General features: G+C 47.2%; 14 protein-coding genes. 9 read left to right on the plus strand and 5 right to left on the minus strand.

Annotation, left to right across the window (positions count from 1 at the left end; all coding sequences use genetic code 11):
• Positions 1–128: 128 nt before the first annotated feature.
• The 5 genes from PF479_RS17340 to PF479_RS17360 form a co-directional block, all read right to left on the minus strand.
• Positions 129–878: a sulfite exporter TauE/SafE family protein gene (locus PF479_RS17340; RefSeq protein WP_298009233.1), complete on the minus strand. Its 750-nt coding sequence runs from the start codon at positions 876–878 to the stop codon at positions 129–131.
• A 15-nt stretch (positions 879–893) separates the two neighbouring features.
• On the minus strand, positions 894–1790 hold the full coding sequence (locus PF479_RS17345; protein WP_298009236.1) for a fructosamine kinase family protein: 897 nt from the start codon (positions 1788–1790) through the stop codon (positions 894–896).
• Between the two features lies 1 nt (position 1791).
• Positions 1792–2259, minus strand: coding sequence for a low molecular weight protein-tyrosine-phosphatase (locus tag PF479_RS17350; RefSeq protein WP_298009239.1), 468 nt, complete (start codon positions 2257–2259; stop codon positions 1792–1794).
• Positions 2260–2311: 52 nt separating this feature from the next.
• A complete protein-coding gene (locus tag PF479_RS17355; RefSeq protein WP_298009241.1) occupies positions 2312–4522 on the minus strand; it encodes a GGDEF domain-containing protein in 2211 nt (736 codons plus the stop codon).
• A gap of 95 nt (positions 4523–4617) precedes the next feature.
• Positions 4618–5913 carry a pyridoxal phosphate-dependent aminotransferase gene (locus PF479_RS17360; protein WP_298009244.1) on the minus strand — a complete coding sequence of 432 codons (1296 nt, stop codon included), beginning with the start codon at positions 5911–5913 and terminating at the stop codon, positions 4618–4620.
• Positions 5914–6205: 292 nt separating this feature from the next.
• Here PF479_RS17360 and PF479_RS17365 point away from each other — a divergent pair, with 292 nt between their 5' ends.
• The 9 genes from PF479_RS17365 (at position 6206) to PF479_RS17405 (ending at position 18280) form a co-directional block, all read left to right on the plus strand.
• A complete protein-coding gene (locus tag PF479_RS17365) occupies positions 6206–6505 on the plus strand; it encodes an exodeoxyribonuclease III (RefSeq protein ID WP_298009247.1) in 300 nt (99 codons plus the stop codon).
• A gap of 100 nt (positions 6506–6605) precedes the next feature.
• Positions 6606–7244, plus strand: coding sequence for a rhomboid family intramembrane serine protease (locus PF479_RS17370; RefSeq protein ID WP_298009249.1), 639 nt, complete (start codon positions 6606–6608; stop codon positions 7242–7244).
• A gap of 97 nt (positions 7245–7341) precedes the next feature.
• Positions 7342–8748 (plus strand): anthranilate synthase component I family protein, encoded by a 1407-nt coding sequence (locus PF479_RS17375; protein ID WP_298009252.1) that lies wholly within the window; start codon positions 7342–7344, stop codon positions 8746–8748.
• A 2-nt stretch (positions 8749–8750) separates the two neighbouring features.
• Positions 8751–10352, plus strand: coding sequence for a bifunctional anthranilate synthase component II/anthranilate phosphoribosyltransferase (locus PF479_RS17380; RefSeq protein ID WP_298009255.1), 1602 nt, complete (start codon positions 8751–8753; stop codon positions 10350–10352).
• Positions 10349–11800: a bifunctional indole-3-glycerol phosphate synthase/phosphoribosylanthranilate isomerase gene (locus tag PF479_RS17385; RefSeq protein ID WP_298009257.1), complete on the plus strand. Its 1452-nt coding sequence runs from the start codon at positions 10349–10351 to the stop codon at positions 11798–11800. Before PF479_RS17380 ends, PF479_RS17385 begins: the two co-directional genes overlap by 4 nt.
• Entirely contained in the window at positions 11784–13004 is a 1221-nt protein-coding gene (gene trpB / locus PF479_RS17390) for a tryptophan synthase subunit beta (protein ID WP_298009260.1), read from the plus strand. The genes PF479_RS17385 and trpB overlap by 17 nt, the downstream gene beginning before the upstream one ends.
• Positions 12994–13737, plus strand: coding sequence for a tryptophan synthase subunit alpha (gene trpA / locus PF479_RS17395; RefSeq protein WP_298009262.1), 744 nt, complete (start codon positions 12994–12996; stop codon positions 13735–13737). The genes trpB and trpA overlap by 11 nt, the downstream gene beginning before the upstream one ends.
• Positions 13738–13976: 239 nt before the next feature.
• Complete coding sequence (locus PF479_RS17400) at positions 13977–15134, plus strand: HlyD family efflux transporter periplasmic adaptor subunit (RefSeq protein WP_298009265.1); 1158 nt, start codon at positions 13977–13979, stop codon at positions 15132–15134.
• Positions 15131–18280 (plus strand): efflux RND transporter permease subunit, encoded by a 3150-nt coding sequence (locus PF479_RS17405; protein ID WP_298009268.1) that lies wholly within the window; start codon positions 15131–15133, stop codon positions 18278–18280. The genes PF479_RS17400 and PF479_RS17405 overlap by 4 nt, the downstream gene beginning before the upstream one ends.
• Positions 18281–18307 lie beyond the last annotated feature (27 nt).

Below are 18307 nucleotides of genomic sequence, written 5' to 3' on the forward strand. Positions count from 1 at the left end.
ATTCCTTCTTTCAGCCCGGCATTAAGTGGTTTCTCAGCCTGGCCATGATGATGGGACGCCTTGAAATTTATACGGTGATGGTACTATTCATACCTCATTTCTGGAAAAAGCTTTAATTAATAAAATAATTAACCCACAAACAGCTTGATAGTTCCGATAAGGGTTCCCAGAATGACAAACATTCGAAAGGGCCTTTCAGGGATGACCCGGACCAATTTAAGCCCCAGAAACAATCCAAGAAGAATAAAGGGAGACAGAAACAGTGAGATTTTCAGTGTTTCCCAGGTCAATGACTCCCAGACAAAGAGATGTATAGGGATTTTTATAAGATTCACGATAAAAAAGAAGACAGCTCCAGTGCCTATAAACACCTTTTTGGGCAGATTCATGGAAAGGAGATAGAGGGCCATGATCGGCCCCGCCGCATTCCCCATTATGGTGGAAATCCCCCCGGTGAATCCCGCAGCCCCGTGGGCAGCCCAATGATCAGGAAGTATCAGGTTTCTGCTTGAATACTCCTTATAAATCATCAGCATCAGACAAATCAAGATAAAGACGGCCATCACAAAAATAAAAATCCTGTCCGGCACCATCTGACCCAGAAACATTCCAGCAGTTAATCCCAACAATGTTGAGGGGAGGAGCTGCTTCAGATAGGACCACTTAATGCTTTTTCTGTAGATATACACCGAAAAGAGGTCTCCCAGAAGAAGAAGGGGCAACACTGTAGATGAGGAGGCCTTCCCACCAAAGTAAGAGGCAAAAATGGGAATCACGATGATACTGATTCCTCTGAGACCGGCTTTATTTCCACCTATAGTGAGGGCACAGAGAGCCAGGATTAGCCAATCCTGTCCTGACAGAGTTTCAATTAACAATAGTATTTCCCTTATTCACGTATACCTGCGGGCAATGGCCTGAACAGAGCCTTTGTAACTGCCCCCGAAAAGATTAAGATGATTGAGCATATGATACAGATTATACAGATCCCGCCTTTCCGGATAACCCGGGTCCAGGGGCCATTCCTTCTCATAGGCTCTATAGAAAGAGGGCTCAAACCCTCCGAAAAGTTCGGTCATGGCCAGATCCGCTTCCCTGTGGCCATAATAGGGGGCAGGATCTAGAATCCAGGCCTTCCCGTCGGGACCACAGATAAAATTGCCCGACCAGAGATCGCCATGGAGCAGACTGGATCTGCCCTCCCCGCAGGGAATGAGGACCTGGTCCAGATGCAACATGACTCTTTCCAACTGGGAGACCATGTCCCTGTCGACACGTCCTTTATCCCTGGCCATCTTCAGCTGATACTCCAGACGGCATATTCTGAAAAACTCAATCCAGCTCTCTATAGGTGAATTGAGCTGCCGACTGGCTCCAATATAATTGTCAGAATCAAATCCACAGCAGATTCGTCGGTCATTTTTATGAAGCAAAGCCAGAGAGCGCCCGAAGTCTTCCCAAAAAGAGCTTTGTCTGCTTCCAGGGGCGAGATATTCCATCAGAAGGAATGAAAAAGCCCCCTCTGTACCACCGGAAAAGACTTCTGGTACACCCGGTGCTCCCCTGCACTGTGCCAGGGCCTTCAGTCCGGCGGCTTCCTGCAGAAACATATCCTGGGAGACGGCGGTATTCCTTTTTATAAAAATCTGCCGCCCGGTGGACAGAGTCAGGACGGAGCAGCTGCTGATGCACCCGCCGCCGATGCTCCTTTCGGTTCTAACCATTATGTCAGTTCCCGCCAGGGCTTCCAAAGCCTCCTGAAGTGATCCGTACCAGGGAAAAGGTGTCATGTCAGCCTAATCTCTCTTTCAATTTGTCCACCAGAACCCGGCAGCTTCTGTCTACTATTTCATACACAGCCTCAAATCCCTCGGGTCCTCCGTACCAGGGATCGGGAACATCCGTCCCACCCTGGGGGTCCCATTCTCTCATAAGATGAATTTTTTCCTCATGATGAGATGTAGCATAAGCCCTGATGTCTTTTAGATTAGACTTATCCATGGGAATAATCAGATCGTATTCATCAAGATCGGAAGGCTCAAATCTTCGGGAATAATGATCGATGATCACCCCATGATCCTGAGCGGTTCGGCGCATTCTGGGGTCGGCGGGATCTCCTAAATGCCAGGTCCCCATCCCGCAGGATTCGGTCAATATATTCAGCCCCGCTTCTTCTGCTCTTTTTTCAAAAATAGCATGAGCCAGTGGAGAGCGGCAGATATTACCCAGACAGACAAACATAACTTTTAAATCGGACATGTATTTATTATATAGAGAGTATACTGACAGGGTAAAGGCTAATTAGAATCAATCAGAGCTGTGCTGTTTTTCTGATCTTTTCCTGATATAGTTTTTGATCTGCCAGTGACATGAGTTCTGATATTGAAGAGTTCTTATTCTCACTATACAGGACCATACCGAAACTACAGGAAATTTTATATTGCTGGGGATCATTTAGATTCAGTTCTTCTTCAGCCTTGTGGAGCCTCTGATGAAGAACCTGCATAAAGTTTTCCGGAATCCCGGCAAATACAGCCACAAACTCATCTCCCCCCAGCCGGGCAATGATATCACTTTCTCTTGAAGCAGTTCTAATTATTTTACTGATAGAAATAATGGCATGATCTCCCTGATTATGGCCAAATTGATCGTTGATTGTTTTTAATCCGTCCAAATCTCCAAAAAGGAGAATCAGATCACTTTTATCCTGGCGTACGGTTTCCAGAACCTGTCCTGCCAGATCCATAAATCCACGACGATTATATAGGCCTGTCAGTTCATCCTTGTAGGATAAGTGCTCCAGCGTCTTATTGGCTGTTTCCAGGCCCTGATAGGCTTTTTTCAACTGTTTTTCTGCATAATTTCTCTCTTCAATTAAACGGATCTGTTTTAAGGAAGAGGCTGTTTGAAAGCTCAATGCATCAATAAAGACTCCATCATGGACTGATAACTCTTTTTTGAAAACAAAAAATATAATACCCCAATAATAATCTGTGGTAACAAGAGGCCTGAATAGAAGAGTACCTTTTTCCCAGACATACTTCAGTTCTGAAGGAATCAAAACAGATCCCTTATATTTGAGAGGTAAATTGATTTTCCCCTCTGTTTTGGAATAAAAATATTCGAGAGAATATTCATCCACAGGAGCCCCCGGGTTCAATAAAGAAATACCGCAGACATCTACATTATACTGCCTTAATTCCAGGTCAAGGAGCTCTCTGATTTCATCAAAATTTGAAACACTGATCATTTTGTTGGACATGGTATTCAATTTCCGCATCAGATAATCCCCCCTCACTCTTCTACTGGTAAGAGAATATTCGGACTGTATATGAATCATGACCCTCAACTGATGCCAGACCTTCTCAAAACCGTCTCTCTCTTCAGCTTTTAAATCAGGAAGGATCATTTGCCGCTGTCTTGATAAAAAGTCCTGCATTTTTCTGGTTGAAAATCCCTGAAACTGCTGATCCCTGAATTGATCCATCAGTGGTTTATATTTAAACATTGACTCAATAAAACAATGATCGCTGTCATTTTTAATATCCCGGAACATTTGTTTGATGAGAAAATCTTTTTCTTCACTACTACTTTTAGAAAGTAAAAAAGGATGTAATGGAAGGATCTCCTTTTTCATGGTCTTATCAATTGTATTTAAACTGACATTCACAATCATATCAGGAATACAGCCGCAGGACTCTCTGAATACAGGTTTTACCGGTAACACAATGTCTTCAGGAAGGACGTCTCCCTGAATAAGGCGTATGAGATTTGTATAGGCTTCCTGACCCAATTTATGAATCTGCTGGTCCTGAGTTGTGATTCCGGGTTGTATAGAGATCGCGTCATCTGAATTATCAAAACCAGTGAGCGCCAGATCATTGGGAAGTGAGACTCCCAGCCTGTTCAGTTCCATCACAGCAGCCGATGCCATGGTATCACAGCTGAAGGCAGCAGCGCTTATCCTTGAATCTTTTAATAACTTATATATTTCTCCGGCAGCTAAATATCCTGACTCAGGAGTAAAATCACCTTTTATTATTAAATCCTGGTCATAAAGAATGTGATGCTCCAACAAGGCGTCCTTATAACCTCTAATCCTGTCAACTGCCTCGGGATGAGTTTCGGGTCCATGAATATACGCAATGCGGGAGTGTCCGTGTTCTTCAATCAGATGCAAAACCATCTCTTTCATACCCTGATAATTATCAATACCCAGGTTATGATGACCTTTGACCCGATAAGCAATATTTATCAGGGGTTTAGAAGAAAACTGATTCAAAAAACTTCTGACTTTTTCTTCTGAAATGAATTGTCCCAACCCTCCACCGTAGACAATGAGCCCATCCACATCCTTATTAGAAGCCAGATTATAAAGTTTATATTGTATATTTCCACGAACATCACTGCCCAGTAAACTTACAACCCGATCGCCATTAGATTCAGCAATTGTGCGCACTCCATCTAAAAGAGTTTTACCAAGAGGGTAGGAAATATGTGGTATTAGCAAAGTGATTGTCAATAAAAATCCTTTTACTTATTATAGTTATGATTATATACCATAGTTTCTCCGGATGACAGGAAATGCAAGATTGTCATGTTCCGGGGAAATAAAAATCAGCTTGAAAGCATGCTGGTCAAAGATTCAGCAAGGGTATGCCATATTTTGAGACGTTTTTCATCATCATTCTCCAGAAGGGTCACTCTGAAACCAGGCAGATCTGTACAAAAACCGCTGAGAGGAACTGTACAGAGACCTGTGGCACCAAGCAGATTATAAACTAGTTTCTTATCCGGAGCGGCTCTGGACATCGGTTCCCTTAAAAATTCTTCTACAAGAGGAGGCATTTCCAGTGTTTTCCAATTCGTCAGAGACTCGGGATCGATAAGAACAGTCAGATAAAAAGCCCCCCGGGGCAGATTAACCCTGATTCCCGGGACCTTGTTCAGGATATCCACGGCCTCAACGGCTCTTTCAGCAAAAATGGCGGCTCGACCTTCCAGATGTGGAATATACCGGGGATCACCCATAACCAGTGGGATGGATAATTGAGGCAGGGTGGTAGAACAAACTTCCAGGCGTTTTGCATTAATCAGAGTCTGTATAAAACTGTCAAAATTGGCGTCTCTGTGGCGATTGAAAACCTCGAGCCAACCGCAGCGTCCCCCCGGCCAGGGGTACTCTTTGCTGATGCTGCGCATGGCTATTCCAGGGACTTCGCCGATCACTTCGCTGAGATGACAGGTCTTCCCTCCGTTGTAGACAATATGGGCATAGGTTTCATCGCTGATGACAAAAAGATCATACCGCCGGGCGATGTCCACAATCTGCTTCAGGACTTCTGTCGGGTAGACAGCCCCGGTAGGATTATCTGGATTGATGAGGAGGATACCGGCAATTGAGTCATTGTAGCGGACCTTCTTTTCCAGATCATCCAGATCGGGCATCCAGTTCTTCTCAGGATCCAGGGTATAGGTCATATGATTGTATCCTGAGTGGGCAGCCTCAGCAGAAGACAGGGTGGAATAGGCCGGCGAGGGTCCGATGACCCGTGCCTCTCTTTTCAGGAAGGCAAAGACTGTCGACACAGCATCTCCCAGACCGTTAAAAAAAATGAGATCATTCGCCGTTATTTCACAGCCTCCCCTTTTGTTCACAAGGTCTGCCAGAAATTTCCTGGTATTGAGGTCCCCTTCTGTGGCCGTGTAGGCATAACTCTTACTGTCAGAGGCCAAACCAGTGATGATATCCCGTATCCAGGGAGCAATTTCTTCTCCTTTCTGAACGGGGTCACCGATATTTTCATATATGACCTCGACACCCAGTTCTTCCAGCTTGTGAGCTGTTCCCACAATTTCACGGATTTCGTAATGGAGCTGATCGGCTCCCTCCCAAACGATGTTCCTGCGCATACGATTTTCCCTTCCACCACGGATGATCAAAAATGTTGGCTGTTTAATAAAAAAAAAGCCGCGATCCTGATGGTACCGCGGCGTATTAGACGTGTTGATTTACGTCAGCCTGCGATTCCTTTTCAGAAAAGCTGCGGCTGCCGCTGCGTTGAGGCTACAAAAACTGTAGTGACTGTTTCGCAAATTCATTAGACATATCGTAACTGCTGGTTCTTATTGGGTCAAGTCAGAATTGTAAAACTATTGACTCTGAATTAAAACTTGGCCTAGACTCAGAAACTGCGGGGGAAGTATGACTAAAATTGTATCCTGGAATGTGAATGGAATCAGGGCTGTCGAGGGTAAGGGTCTCTTTAAATGGATGGACGAGTTTACTGAAAACGGCTATACCGACACCTTCAGGGTTTTTCATAAGGAGCCGGAACAGTACAGCTGGTGGTCCTACAGAATGAAAGCAAGAGACAGGAATGTGGGGTGGCGTCTGGATTACTTTTGTGTCAATGACGATTTTCTGGATCAGGTGGAAGACAGTCTGATTCATCAGGAAATCCTGGGAAGCGATCACTGTCCCGTTGAATTGATTATAAAATAAAGCTGATTGAAAATTTTGGAGAAAATGGTAGTTCAGAACAGGGAAGATTAACAATTGCTTGTGAAAAAGCCGACAATCGGAAGAGGAGAAAACGAAAAGAATGAGATTGAAGTATAATGCTCCCGTCACCCTGTCTTTCGGGCTTATCTGTACCTTTATCCTGGTTTGTGATCAGTACCTTGTTCCCGGCCTGGTTCAGGGAGTCTTTACTGCCGAGGGTGCCCTTACCTTCCAATTGGATGATTTCCCGGCCTATATCCGCCTATTGACTCATGGATTCGGGCATGCAAACTGGGATCATCTTCTCCAGAATTTAACCTTCATTCTTCTTCTGGGGCCTGTATTGGAAGAAAAGTACGGTTCTGGCAAACTAGCCTTCATGATGATCATCACAACCTTGATCAACGGACTCCTCAATGCCCTTTTTTTCCCGACAGAACTGCTGGGAGCCAGTGGCATAGCCTTTATGATGATTCTTCTCACCTCCTTTGCAGGTTCACAAAAAAAAGAAATCCCCATCTCCTTCCTGGCAATTCTGGGTGTATACCTGGTAAAGGAAGTCTTGAATATTTTCAAAAATGACGATGTGTCACAGATGTCCCATATTGTGGGTGGTGTTTGTGGTGCTATTTATGGACTCTTTCTGAATTTCTTCAGCAGTACAACAGTAAAGAAGAATCAATCAGGATCACCCCTGCCTGGCGGCGGCGGTTCGGCTAAAGAAACAATCATCCAGTAATATATTTTTTTAATTCTCCATATTGACATAAAACATCCAGTCTATTATGTTTCTATCCATAAGAACGTTTCTACCCAAAGAAACATTGGAGACTGTCATGCCGGAAAGCAATAATCGATATTACCGCATCAAGGTTCCAGGGGATAAATTTACCCCCTGTGCCCTGGCAATAAAACTAAAAGCCAAATGCCTTTTGGAATCTTCCTCACTCTCGGGAGGACATTCCCGGTATTCTATTCTTCTGGTGGATGAAGCCTTCCGCATCATTCAGGAAAAGGATGTGGTCTACAGACTCTCTTCAAAAGGAAAAGACAGGATCAACCATAAAGACGAGGACATTCTGCCTGTCCTTCAGAAGATGGCATCCTACCATCAGGACATAGAAGAAGAGTTCCCCGTTCCAGCCGGAGGTATCGGATTTCTATCTTTTGAGTTTGCCGCCTACTGTGATGACATTCTTTTTGTTGAGAGAGAAGATGCCCTGGGGCTGCCCCTGGCAGAATTTATCTTTGGACATGTGGTGCTTGTTTTTGATCATTACACCGATGAAATCACCCTCATAGGCCTGAACTACCCTGATTTTGAGGTTAATCTCGAGGACGCGGTAGAGGCCGTAAAAAAACGGATTTTCGATTTGAACTTCAACTATCTGACCGAACAGCCTCAAAACAGCAAGGGGACTCTACTCCCTGATCCAGACAGCGAAAAAGACTATATTAATATGGTTAATATTTTGAAAGAGGAGATTATAAAGGGAAACCTTTTACAGGCGGTTCCCTCCAGAAGACTGACCGTTCATACACATCAGTCTGCCATGGATGCCTACCGCAATCTTCGTTCCAGCAATCCTTCCCCCTATCAGTTTTACCTTGACTTTGACAGCTACCAGCTCCTGGGCGCCTCACCCGAGGTTCATGTGAAGGTGAGCCATGGGGAGGCTATTATCCGTCCTATCGCCGGGACAAGACGCCGGGGTAAAAACGAAAAAGAAGACAGAGATCTGGAGAAGGAACTTTTATCGGATGAAAAAGAGAAGGCGGAACACCTCATGCTGGTGGATCTGGCCCGGAATGATCTCGGCAGGGTCTGCACTGCAGGGAGCATTAAAATTACCGAGATGATGATCATTGAGCGTTACTCCAAGGTGATGCACATCGTATCGGAAGTAACGGGGAAACTCAGGGAGGATGTGAGTGCCGCCGATGTGATCCGGGCCACCTTCCCGGCCGGTACAGTTTCGGGAGCTCCCAAGATTCAGGCTATCAAGACCATCTCCAGCCTGGAAAAGATGAACAGAGGATTCTATGCCGGATTAGTCGGATATTTTGATGCCAATGGAAGCCTTGACAGCTGCATTACCATCAGAAGTGCTCTGAAAAAGGATGAGTTCCTCTACCTTCAGGCGGGGGGGGGCATAGTTTATGATTCAACCGCCGAAAGAGAACTGGAAGAAACCAAAGAAAAGATGCGGGCCATGGCCCTGGCTGCTGGAGTAGAGGTATAAATATGATAGCCCTGATAGACAACTATGATTCATTTACATTTAACGTATACCAGTACCTGAAAGAGATCACCGATGAAGAGATTCAAGTATTCAGAAATGATAAAATAACACTCTCTGAACTATCTAATATGCAGCCGACCAGGATCATTCTGTCACCCGGCCCCGGCCGCCCCGATGATGCGGGAATATCCCTGGATGTGGTGAAACATTTTGTTGGAAAAATACCCATCCTGGGCATATGCCTGGGACATCAGACAATCGTCCAGGCCCTGGGGGGAAAGATCGTCTCAGCCGTCCGGATCGTTCACGGCAAGGTTGAGGTCATGAACCATGACGGCAGGGGTCTGTTCAGAAATATGCCGGGAGAAGCCAAATTCACCCGATACCACTCTCTGGCGGCAGAGCAGAAATCTCTGCCGGAATGCCTGGAAGTCAGCTCCCGGTCTTCAGACAATGAAATCATGGGGGTTCGCCACAAGTCGTATGTTCTGGAGGGAGTTCAGTTTCATCCAGAATCCATAGGAAGCGAGGACGGCAAGATTCTGCTGAAAAACTTTCTCAAATACAAGAGAGAGCCTTTGAATAAATCAGGACTTCTCAAGAAACTGCTGGCGAATCAGGATCTTGACGAAAAAGAAGCCGAAGATTTTATGGACGAACTCACCGAAGGTAATCTGTCAGAAGCCTTTATTACCGCCATCCTGATCGCCTTGAATGCTAAGGGGATCAAGGCCCACGAGGTGGCCGGTTGCGCCCGTGTTCTTCAAAGAAAAAAGCAGTCCGTCAGGATACCCGGGAGGACCATAGACACCTGTGGCACGGGAGGAGATGGACGGGGAACCTTCAATATTTCCTCCTTTTCTGCCCTGATCACAGCGGGAATGGGAATTCCCGTTGCCAAACACGGGAACAGGGCTGTCAGTTCAAAAAGCGGCAGTGCCGATTTTTACCGCAGTCTCAGCATTCCCGTAGAGAGCTCACCCGACCAGGCCGCCCTGATGATTAAGGAAACAGGATTCTCATTCCTCTATGCCCCCCTCTTCCATGGCGCCATGCGTCACGCCGCTCCTGTCCGGAGAGAACTGGGAATCAAGACCATCATGAATCTCCTGGGGCCTCTGGCCAATCCGGCTGAAGCAGAGTGTCAGCTCATTGGTGTCTACAATTCTGAACTGTGTCCGGTAATGGCCCGGGCAGCCCGTCTTCTGGGGGTTCAAAGAGTCATGACCGTCCACAGTGAGGATGGTCTGGATGAGATTTCCTCTGCTGCGCCCACAAGGATCTTTTTTATTGATCAGGACGGGATCGAAAGGGACAGTATCTTTGATCCGGCTTCTGTTGGAATCACAGGATTCACCACGGATGATCTGAATGGAGGATCGGCAGAAGACAATGCAAAAATGGCCGTGGCTATTTTAAAAGGCCAGGGAAATCAGGCCTGTATAGAGGCCTGCTGCCTCAATGCAGGGGCTGCCTCCTTTGTCTATGGTCAGTCTGAATCCATTGCAGAGGGGTATAGACTGGCCAAAAAGACCCTGAAAGAGGGAAAGGTTTTGAAACTAGTTCAAAACCTGCGCCGGATCAACAAGGACCGGCCTGTATGAAGCCGGAAGGACCGACTCCTGATATCCGCCGTGAAATAGCCGAAAAAAGGGCTGACCGATTGAAAACCCTGGGCAACGAAGAGGGTTTTACAATTCCTGACACTCGTCAGGTTCCTCTTGTCCCCTTCAGCAGGGAAAAGATGCTGATCTGTGAAATCAAGCGGCGTAGCCCTTCCAAAGGCATGATCGATGGGATCCCCCGGGCAGGAGAACAGGCCCGGTTGTACCGTTCGAAAGGGGCGGCTCAAGTGAGTGTTCTCACCGAGCCGGATTATTTCGGCGGATCTTTACAGGATCTGATGGACGTAAAATCATCCTGCCCAGATCTGGCTGTATTGAGAAAAGATTTTCTCCTGACCGTCGAAGATATTGATGTGTCATACAGAGCAGGTGCGGATGCCTGTCTTTTAATTGCCTCCCTCTTGGAATCCTCTGTTCTGAATACAATGCACCAGAGATGTGCAGACCTTGGAATGACAGCCCTGGTGGAACTTCACTCCAGGAAAGATGTGGAAAAAGTATCTGTATTGAAACCCGGTCTGGTTGGTATCAACTGCCGCGACCTCAAAACTTTCAGGATTTACCCTCTCCAGCCTTTAAAAATCCGTTCTCTCATTGATTGGAACTGCCGGGTCATCTATGAATCGGGGATTCTGGCAGTCAGGGACGGGGAGTTTGCCCTCAATGCCGGATTTTCGGGTCTCCTTGTGGGAGAAGGAGTCGTCCGTCATCCTGATCTCATCGTTGAACTGAAAGAAAAAATGGCTTCCCCAGAGTCCAGGATTGAGGGAGACCCCTGGACCAGACTCTGCAGCCGATATATTCCCGGGCGTCCCTTAGTCAAAATCTGCGGTATCACCAACCGTAAGGATTTTGATCTTGCCGTGACCCTGGGAGCCGATCTCTGCGGGTTTATTCTGGCCCCCTCCCCCCGCCTCACAAATCCTGATTTTATACGGACCCTTCCTCACGTTAAATCGATGAAAGTCGGAGTAGTCCTTCTTGAAGAAGGAGAGTCCCTTCCCAGGGAGATACAAGACCTTCTGGATGATGGATATCTGGACTTCATTCAATACCACGGCAGTGAGAGCCCCTCAACTGTAAGAAACGGCTGTGGCTACAAAGCCCTCCGCATCAGAAACGAGTCTGATCTGAAAAGAATGAGCAACTATTATCCCCTGCCCTGCCTTATGGATGCCTTCAGTAAAGGAGTGGCTGGAGGAACGGGTAAATTGATAGACAGAACTCTGGTAGAGAGTGCCCGGGATAGGGGTGAACTCTGGTTAGCCGGCGGCCTGTCCCCGGACAATATCGGTCAGATTCTAAAAGATTTCGCTCCCGAGCTGGTCGATCTGTCCAGTGGAGTGGAGGCAGAACCCGGGAAAAAAGACCCGGTGAAAATGAAAGCATTTTTCAAGGAGATCAACTCTTATGCCCCGATACAATGATTTTTTCGGCCCCTACGGCGGACGCTATGTTCCCGAGGTTCTCCAATATCCCCTGGCTGAATTGGAAAAAGGCTTTCAGGAAGCATTGGACGATCCCGAATTCATACAGGGATTTGAAGAGTTCTGCCGGGATTTCATAGGCCGTCCCACCCCTCTGCTGCCAGCCCGAAATGCCTCCAGAGAATTAGGGGGGGCCCAGATCTATATTAAACTGGAAGGTCTGGCCAATACAGGGGCTCACAAGATAAATAATGCAGCGGGTCAGGCTCTGCTGGCAAAACGAATGGGTAAAAAACGCATCATTGCCGAAACCGGTGCGGGTCAGCACGGAGTGGCTACCGCCGCGGCCTGTGCCCGTCTGGGACTCCCCTGTGTCATTTACATGGGAGAGGAGGACATGCGGCGTCAGCATCCCAACGTCTACTGGATGGAGATGTACGGCGCCGAAGTACGTTCTGTCAGCTCAGGTTCCCGGACACTTAAAGATGCAGTGAATGAGGCCTTCAGAGATTGGACGGCCAACAGTGATGAAACTCATTACCTGCTGGGATCAGCCCTGGGTCCTTCCCCCTACCCCGATATGGTCAGAGAGTTCCAGTCTGTCATCGGACGGGAAATTAAAGAGCAGGCTCAGTTTCCCATTCATGCCATGGTGGCCTGTGTGGGAGGCGGTTCCAACGCCATCGGTTTCCTGTCTCCCTTTCTGGATGATCCCTCCATCAGAATGGTGGGTGTGGAAGCAGGAGGACGGGGAGAGGGTGAAGGCAATAATGCAGTCAGAATGGCCGATACGGGACGTCCGGGGATCATTCAGGGGTACAAGAGCCTCTTCCTTCATGACAAAGATGGTCAGGTTCTGGACACCCATTCTATTTCTGCCGGATTGGACTATCCCGGTATCGGTCCCCAGCTGGCCAACCTGGGAGAACAGGGCCGTCTGGAGTTCACCCAGGCCAGGGACAGTGAAGCCCTGGAGGCATTGAAATTTTTTGCCCTTCATGAGGGTCTTATCTTCGCTATGGAATCGGCTCATGCTGGAGCCGCGGCAATGCGCCTGGCCAGGGAGATGAAGCCCGATCAGAATCTGATCATCAATATGTCCGGCCGGGGTGACAAGGATATTTTCATATCCGCCGCGGCACTGGATGGAGAAAACTGGAGAGACTTCCTAGAGAAGGAAAGCAGGAGGATCTATGTCGACTAAAATTGTGGCCCACTTTATTGCCGGATACCCTGATGCCGCAGGCTCTCTGGAAGTAGCCAGAGGTCTTGCCGCCGGAGGTGCGGCTTTCCTTGAAATGCAGATTCCCTTTTCCGATCCCAGCGCCGACGGGCCTGCCATTGAAAACTCCTGCCGCATGGCCCTGAAAAATGGGTACACCCCGGATCAGGCCCTGGACCTCCTGAAGACACTGACCAGTGAATTGGATATTCCTGTATTTCTGATGAGTTACGGGAATATTGTCTTTTCCAGGGGCATGGAAAGATTTGTGACCCAGGCCATGAAAGCGGGTGCTGCCGGACTGATTATTCCCGATCTGGTCTACGGCCGTGATGAAGGGTTGTACGCTCTGGGAGAGAAGTATGATATTCCTGTCATTCCGGTCATCACCCCGTCTATCCGGAAAGAAAGATTGAAAGAAATTCTTTCACTCAAACAAGAATGGATTTATACGGCTCTCAGAAGCGGTATAACCGGGAGCTATACAAACCTGGACAAGAATAATTTATCTCTCCTGGATAGCTTAAGAGAGTCCGATTCAAAAATTATGGCGGGATTCGGCATCAAAACGGCAGAACAGGTCAGAGCCCTGGTCCCCCACTGCGATGCGGTTGTGGCAGGTTCTGTATTTGTCAACGCTGTGTCAGAGGCCTATGAAAAAGGTGAATCTCTGAGAAAAGGCGCAGAAGATAAAATAAGAGAATTACTCTGCTGATATAAATAAATCTTAAGTTTACTATTCTTTCTTTTTGCTGTATAAAATTATTAGAATAATTTCTATTACAGCAACAAAAGATCCTTATTGACGTGTTTTATTCAATAAGGATCTTTGCAAAGCCGGTGAACCCCGCCTCAAATTGGTGTGCTTCACCATCCAGGATATTAAATTCCGGAAATCCCCCCCACAGGATTATTTGGTATGGCTTTTGCAGTAGATTCATCAGGAGTAGTAAAATGAAAAGTTTCATTAAAAAAAATAAACGATCCATTATTATGATAGCCTCGGTTCTCCTTTTATCAGGAGGAGTGACGGCTTATCTGATTGGATTTTCGGCAGAGGTAGAGAAACCTGAGGAAGAAAAGAATCTTCGTCTGGTAGAAACCATACCTTTGAGATACAGCCCCCACACGATGAAGGTCCAGGGGCAGGGATTCATTGAACCTTCCCATTCCCTGGAGCTTGCCTCTCAAGCGGGTGGGCAGGTCATAGAAAGCTACCAGAACCTGAAAAGCGGCATAGCCGTTGAGAAAGGGACATTGCTTATACAACTTGATGATGAACTGATCATCAACAGACTGGCCCTATCCCGGGTAGAACTGATCAGTACGACCACCAAGCTGGTGACAGCCATAAAATCCGAAGGCGGAAGCTTCTACAACAAGTGGATGCTCTATCTGAGAAGCCTCAGCACTGAATTATCCCTGACTCCTCGGATACCGGATCTGACCTCGGAGCGGGAAAAACTACTGGTCAGTTCCTATGGAGTTCTGGCCGCCTATTATCAGGTCAGAGAACTGGAAGACACACATTCGGATTACACCATTTATGCACCCTTTTCCGGACATATCTCAGGAGACGGGATTGAAAAATACAGTTTTGTCTCACCTGGTCAGTCCCTTCTCACCCTGAGTGATACAACTCACCTTGAAATAGCCATCCCCCTGACCAGAGAAGAACTGATCCGCCTTGACGAGATTGAAAGTGAAGTGCTGATCAGCCCTTCCGGTGTGGATAATGGTTTTCTCAGTGGAAAGGTGGAACGCCGTGATGCTGTTATGGATCGGAATTCCCAGACGATCAATCTCCATATCATCTTTGAAAATCCGGAATTGAATCCTCTTTTTCTCCCGGGTAACTATGCAAAAGTAGAAATATCTGGAAAGACTCTGGCCAGAACCCTCCTCCTGCCCCGGTCTCTTATTAACGCAGACAATACAATCAATGTTTACGAAGAAGGAAAGCTGAAAAAGTATAAAGTCACCATCCTCTCCATCCAGGGTGACAAAGTCATTCTGAAACCTGAGCTGCCCGAGGGAATCCAGATTATAACCACAAGGATACAGAAACCCTTTGAAGGCATGGAATTGAAACTTGAGGGATCAGAAGAATGAGAAAATTGATTGTTTTTTTTGTAAAGAACTCTCTTTTGACCAATTGGCTTATGATCCTGATATTTGCAGCAGGAACCTTCGGACTGCTGAACTTGCAGAAAAGGATATGGCCGAAAATCGAGTTCGATTATATTTCGGTTAATCTGTCATGGCACGGTGCCTCTGCCCTGGAAGTGGAAGAAGGCATGGTTCTCCCTCTGGAAGAACGCTTGCGGGGCGTAGAAGGAGTCGTGCAGGTCACGTCGACAGCAAGTGACGGAGGAGCCTGGTTCGGCCTGGAAACATCTCCCTGGCATTCCATGGACAAGATACTGGACCGAGTGCGCCAGGTTGTTGAAACATCATCTCTCCCGGCTGATTCTGAAAAACCGGTGATCTATCAGGAAACGGAATGGAACCGGGTGATGCTCCTCTTTTTATATGGACCTGAAGACCTCGCTCTACTGGAAGATGTTGCCGAAGAGTTCAGGGAAGATCTGATTCGAACCGGTCAGGTGACACAAATCAACAACTGGGGAATCCCGGGAGAACAGATCCTTCTGGAACCCCGGCCCAGTACACTGGAACGTTACGGTTTAACCCTTGATGATATAAGCAATGCAGTCAAAGCCTCCAGTCTGAATCTCTCAGCCGGTTCTGTGCTGACCTCATCGGAACAAATCCAGATTCGAACCTATGAAAAGAAGACGGAGATTCCGGATATTGAAGAGATCGGAATCAAAAATCTGGAATCGGGACGGCTTCTGAAGATAAAAGATATCTGTTCGATCCGCCGGGGCCGGGCAGAAAATGCCCTGTATACCCGAGCCAATGGTCAGGACGCCATCGGGTTCCAGATCATGTATGGAAATACTGAAGATGTTATTGCCATATCCAAGATGGTTGATCAGAAATTGGAAGAGTATACAGAGAAGTACAAGGATCAGGTTACTTTTCAAACCTACATCAGAGATGTGGACGAACTTCATGACCGTTTGGGTACATTAACTTACAGCGGCCTGGGCGGTCTGGCTCTTGTCCTGCTGATTCTGGGCTTATTTCTGAATACCCGGATCTCTTTCTGGGTCGCTCTGGGTATTCCCATCTCCTTTATGGGTTTGATTTTTATAGAATGGATGATGAAAATCACCATCAATGAAATGTCACTCTTTGGAATGATCATGATCATCGGGATTCTGGTGGATGATGGCATCGTTATCGGTGAGAGCATCTATGATCATTGGAAACGCCTGGGAAAAAGTAGATCCCAGGCCGCCGTGGATGGGACAATGGAAGTACTGGCACCTGTTCTGATCTCCATTGCCACAACGATTGTGGCTTTTGCACCCTACTTCTTCATTTATGGAGAAATGGGGAAATACACCAGCCAGATTGGGCTGGTTGTCATCATCAGCCTTCTCTTTTCACTGGTCGAAGCCATTATCCTCCTTCCGGCTCACCTGGCTCATTCCAGGGCCATGACAGAAAAGGCAAGAACACCAGGAAAAATCAGATCTCGTCTTGAGGGTTATCAGGAATTTCTGATCCATAGAATCTATGCCCCCTTTCTGGACTTTGCTCTGGCCCATAAGGGCGTTATCCTCTCGGCTCTGGCCGGAAGCATCATGATTTCTGTGGGGGCATTCGCCGGAAACCATGTGAAAGCGGCCTTTTTCCCGGAGATTGAAGCCCCCTATGTGTATGCCGAACTCAGTTTCCCTTCTGGCACGACCGCAGTAGAAGTGAACGAGACCCGGGAAGAACTGGAAAAATTTGCCCTGGAGTTCGGGGCCAGCTGGGTCAAAGAGAATTCCGAGTATGATAATGCCATTGTGGATTATCTCTCCTGGGGCAACAGTACCCAACTCATTGTCTATCTTATCCTGCTGGATAATGAAGTCCGCGATTTTACTGTCAATGAGTTTTCATTGGCTCTAGCCCGGGAAATGCCTGAGAATCCTGTTCTGGAATCCGCATTCATTGGAAATGATTCCATGTTTGGCGGTGATCCTGTGTATATCCGGTTTCTGGGTAAAGACTACGAACAGCTCCAGGTGGCATCAGAACTGTTCAAAGAAGAGCTGCGCAAGGTCGAAGGAATCAAGGATATCCGGGACGACATGCCCCTGGGTCAAAAGGAGTTTTTGATTCATCTGAATGACACAGGAAAAGCACTGGGCCTGACAACAGCTTCAGTCTCCAATCAGGTCAGAATGGGTTTTTATGGCGATGAAATCATGACAATTCAGGAAGGGAGAACCGAAGTTCCTCTGATTGTGCGATACCCTCTCAGTGACAGGGATTCTCTGAGTCAGGTTGAGAACCTGTTGATCAAAACACCCATGGGAACAATGATCCCCTTCAAAGAAATTGCGGATTTTTCCCTGCAGAGAAGCCAGAGAAGAATCCGCCGCGAAAACGGATACAGAGCCCTCAGTGTAATGGCAGGTCTGGATACAGAGAAGGCGGATCTGAATGTTGTCATGAAAAACATCAATGAAAGGATTCTACCGGCAGTACTGGCCCAGGTGGATGGGGTATCTCTTTCACAGGGTGGTCAGGCTGAAATGGTCAGCAAGATGATCAAGTCGATGGCCTTCAGCATGCTCATGGCTCTCCTCATCATGTTTACCCTTCTCCTTTTTCAGATGCGCTCCTGGGGGCAGGCTCTTCTGGTACTGAGTCTGATTCCTCTGGGATTTCTGGGTGCGGTGTACGGTCACATCATTATGGGAGAGGAAGTGTCCTTCATATCTTTTCTGGGGAGTGTGGCCCTGGGGGGGATCATCGTAAATGATTCGGCCGTACTCATCGACTGCTTCAACAAAAAACTGAAAATAGGAATACCAAGGGCACAGGCCATACGTGAAGCCTCTCTTCAGAGGTTCAGGCCCATCATCATGACGACTCTGACGACGTCCATCGGACTGACTCCCCTGATTTTTCAGAAAAGTGTAGGCGGTCAGATGCTGGTACCCATCGGAATCTCCATTGCCTGGGGACTTGTATTCGGAACATTTCTGACTCTGGCAGTACTGCCTGTCGTATTGGGGATGATGAAAAATAAAAATGATGCTCCAGCCGCAGCTGATAATGAAATGGACGATCCGAATAGGTCAGAAGAAGATGATTTAAATACAACAGGACCCGTATTACTGGCAGAATAAATGAATCCCTCCCCTGGAGTCTCAAGA

Source organism: Oceanispirochaeta sp., assembly GCF_027859075.1.
In the GTDB taxonomy this organism is placed as follows: Bacteria; Spirochaetota; Spirochaetia; order DSM-2461; family DSM-2461; genus Oceanispirochaeta.

Coding starts and splice junctions, on each gene's coding strand:
- PF479_RS17345 (WP_298009236.1), bottom strand. CDS start 1,790: ATGACACCTTTTCCCTGGTACGGATCACTTCAGGAGGCTTTGGAAGCC.
- PF479_RS17350 (WP_298009239.1), bottom strand. CDS start 2,259: ATGTCCGATTTAAAAGTTATGTTTGTCTGTCTGGGTAATATCTGCCGC.
- PF479_RS17360 (WP_298009244.1), bottom strand. CDS start 5,913: ATGCGCAGGAACATCGTTTGGGAGGGAGCCGATCAGCTCCATTACGAA.
- PF479_RS17365 (WP_298009247.1), top strand. CDS start 6,206: ATGACTAAAATTGTATCCTGGAATGTGAATGGAATCAGGGCTGTCGAG.
- PF479_RS17370 (WP_298009249.1), top strand. CDS start 6,606: ATGAGATTGAAGTATAATGCTCCCGTCACCCTGTCTTTCGGGCTTATC.
- PF479_RS17375 (WP_298009252.1), top strand. CDS start 7,342: ATGCCGGAAAGCAATAATCGATATTACCGCATCAAGGTTCCAGGGGAT.
- PF479_RS17380 (WP_298009255.1), top strand. CDS start 8,751: ATGATAGCCCTGATAGACAACTATGATTCATTTACATTTAACGTATAC.
- PF479_RS17385 (WP_298009257.1), top strand. CDS start 10,349: ATGAAGCCGGAAGGACCGACTCCTGATATCCGCCGTGAAATAGCCGAA.
- trpB (WP_298009260.1), top strand. CDS start 11,784: ATGCCCCGATACAATGATTTTTTCGGCCCCTACGGCGGACGCTATGTT.
- trpA (WP_298009262.1), top strand. CDS start 12,994: ATGTCGACTAAAATTGTGGCCCACTTTATTGCCGGATACCCTGATGCC.
- PF479_RS17400 (WP_298009265.1), top strand. CDS start 13,977: ATGAAAAGTTTCATTAAAAAAAATAAACGATCCATTATTATGATAGCC.
- PF479_RS17405 (WP_298009268.1), top strand. CDS start 15,131: ATGAGAAAATTGATTGTTTTTTTTGTAAAGAACTCTCTTTTGACCAAT.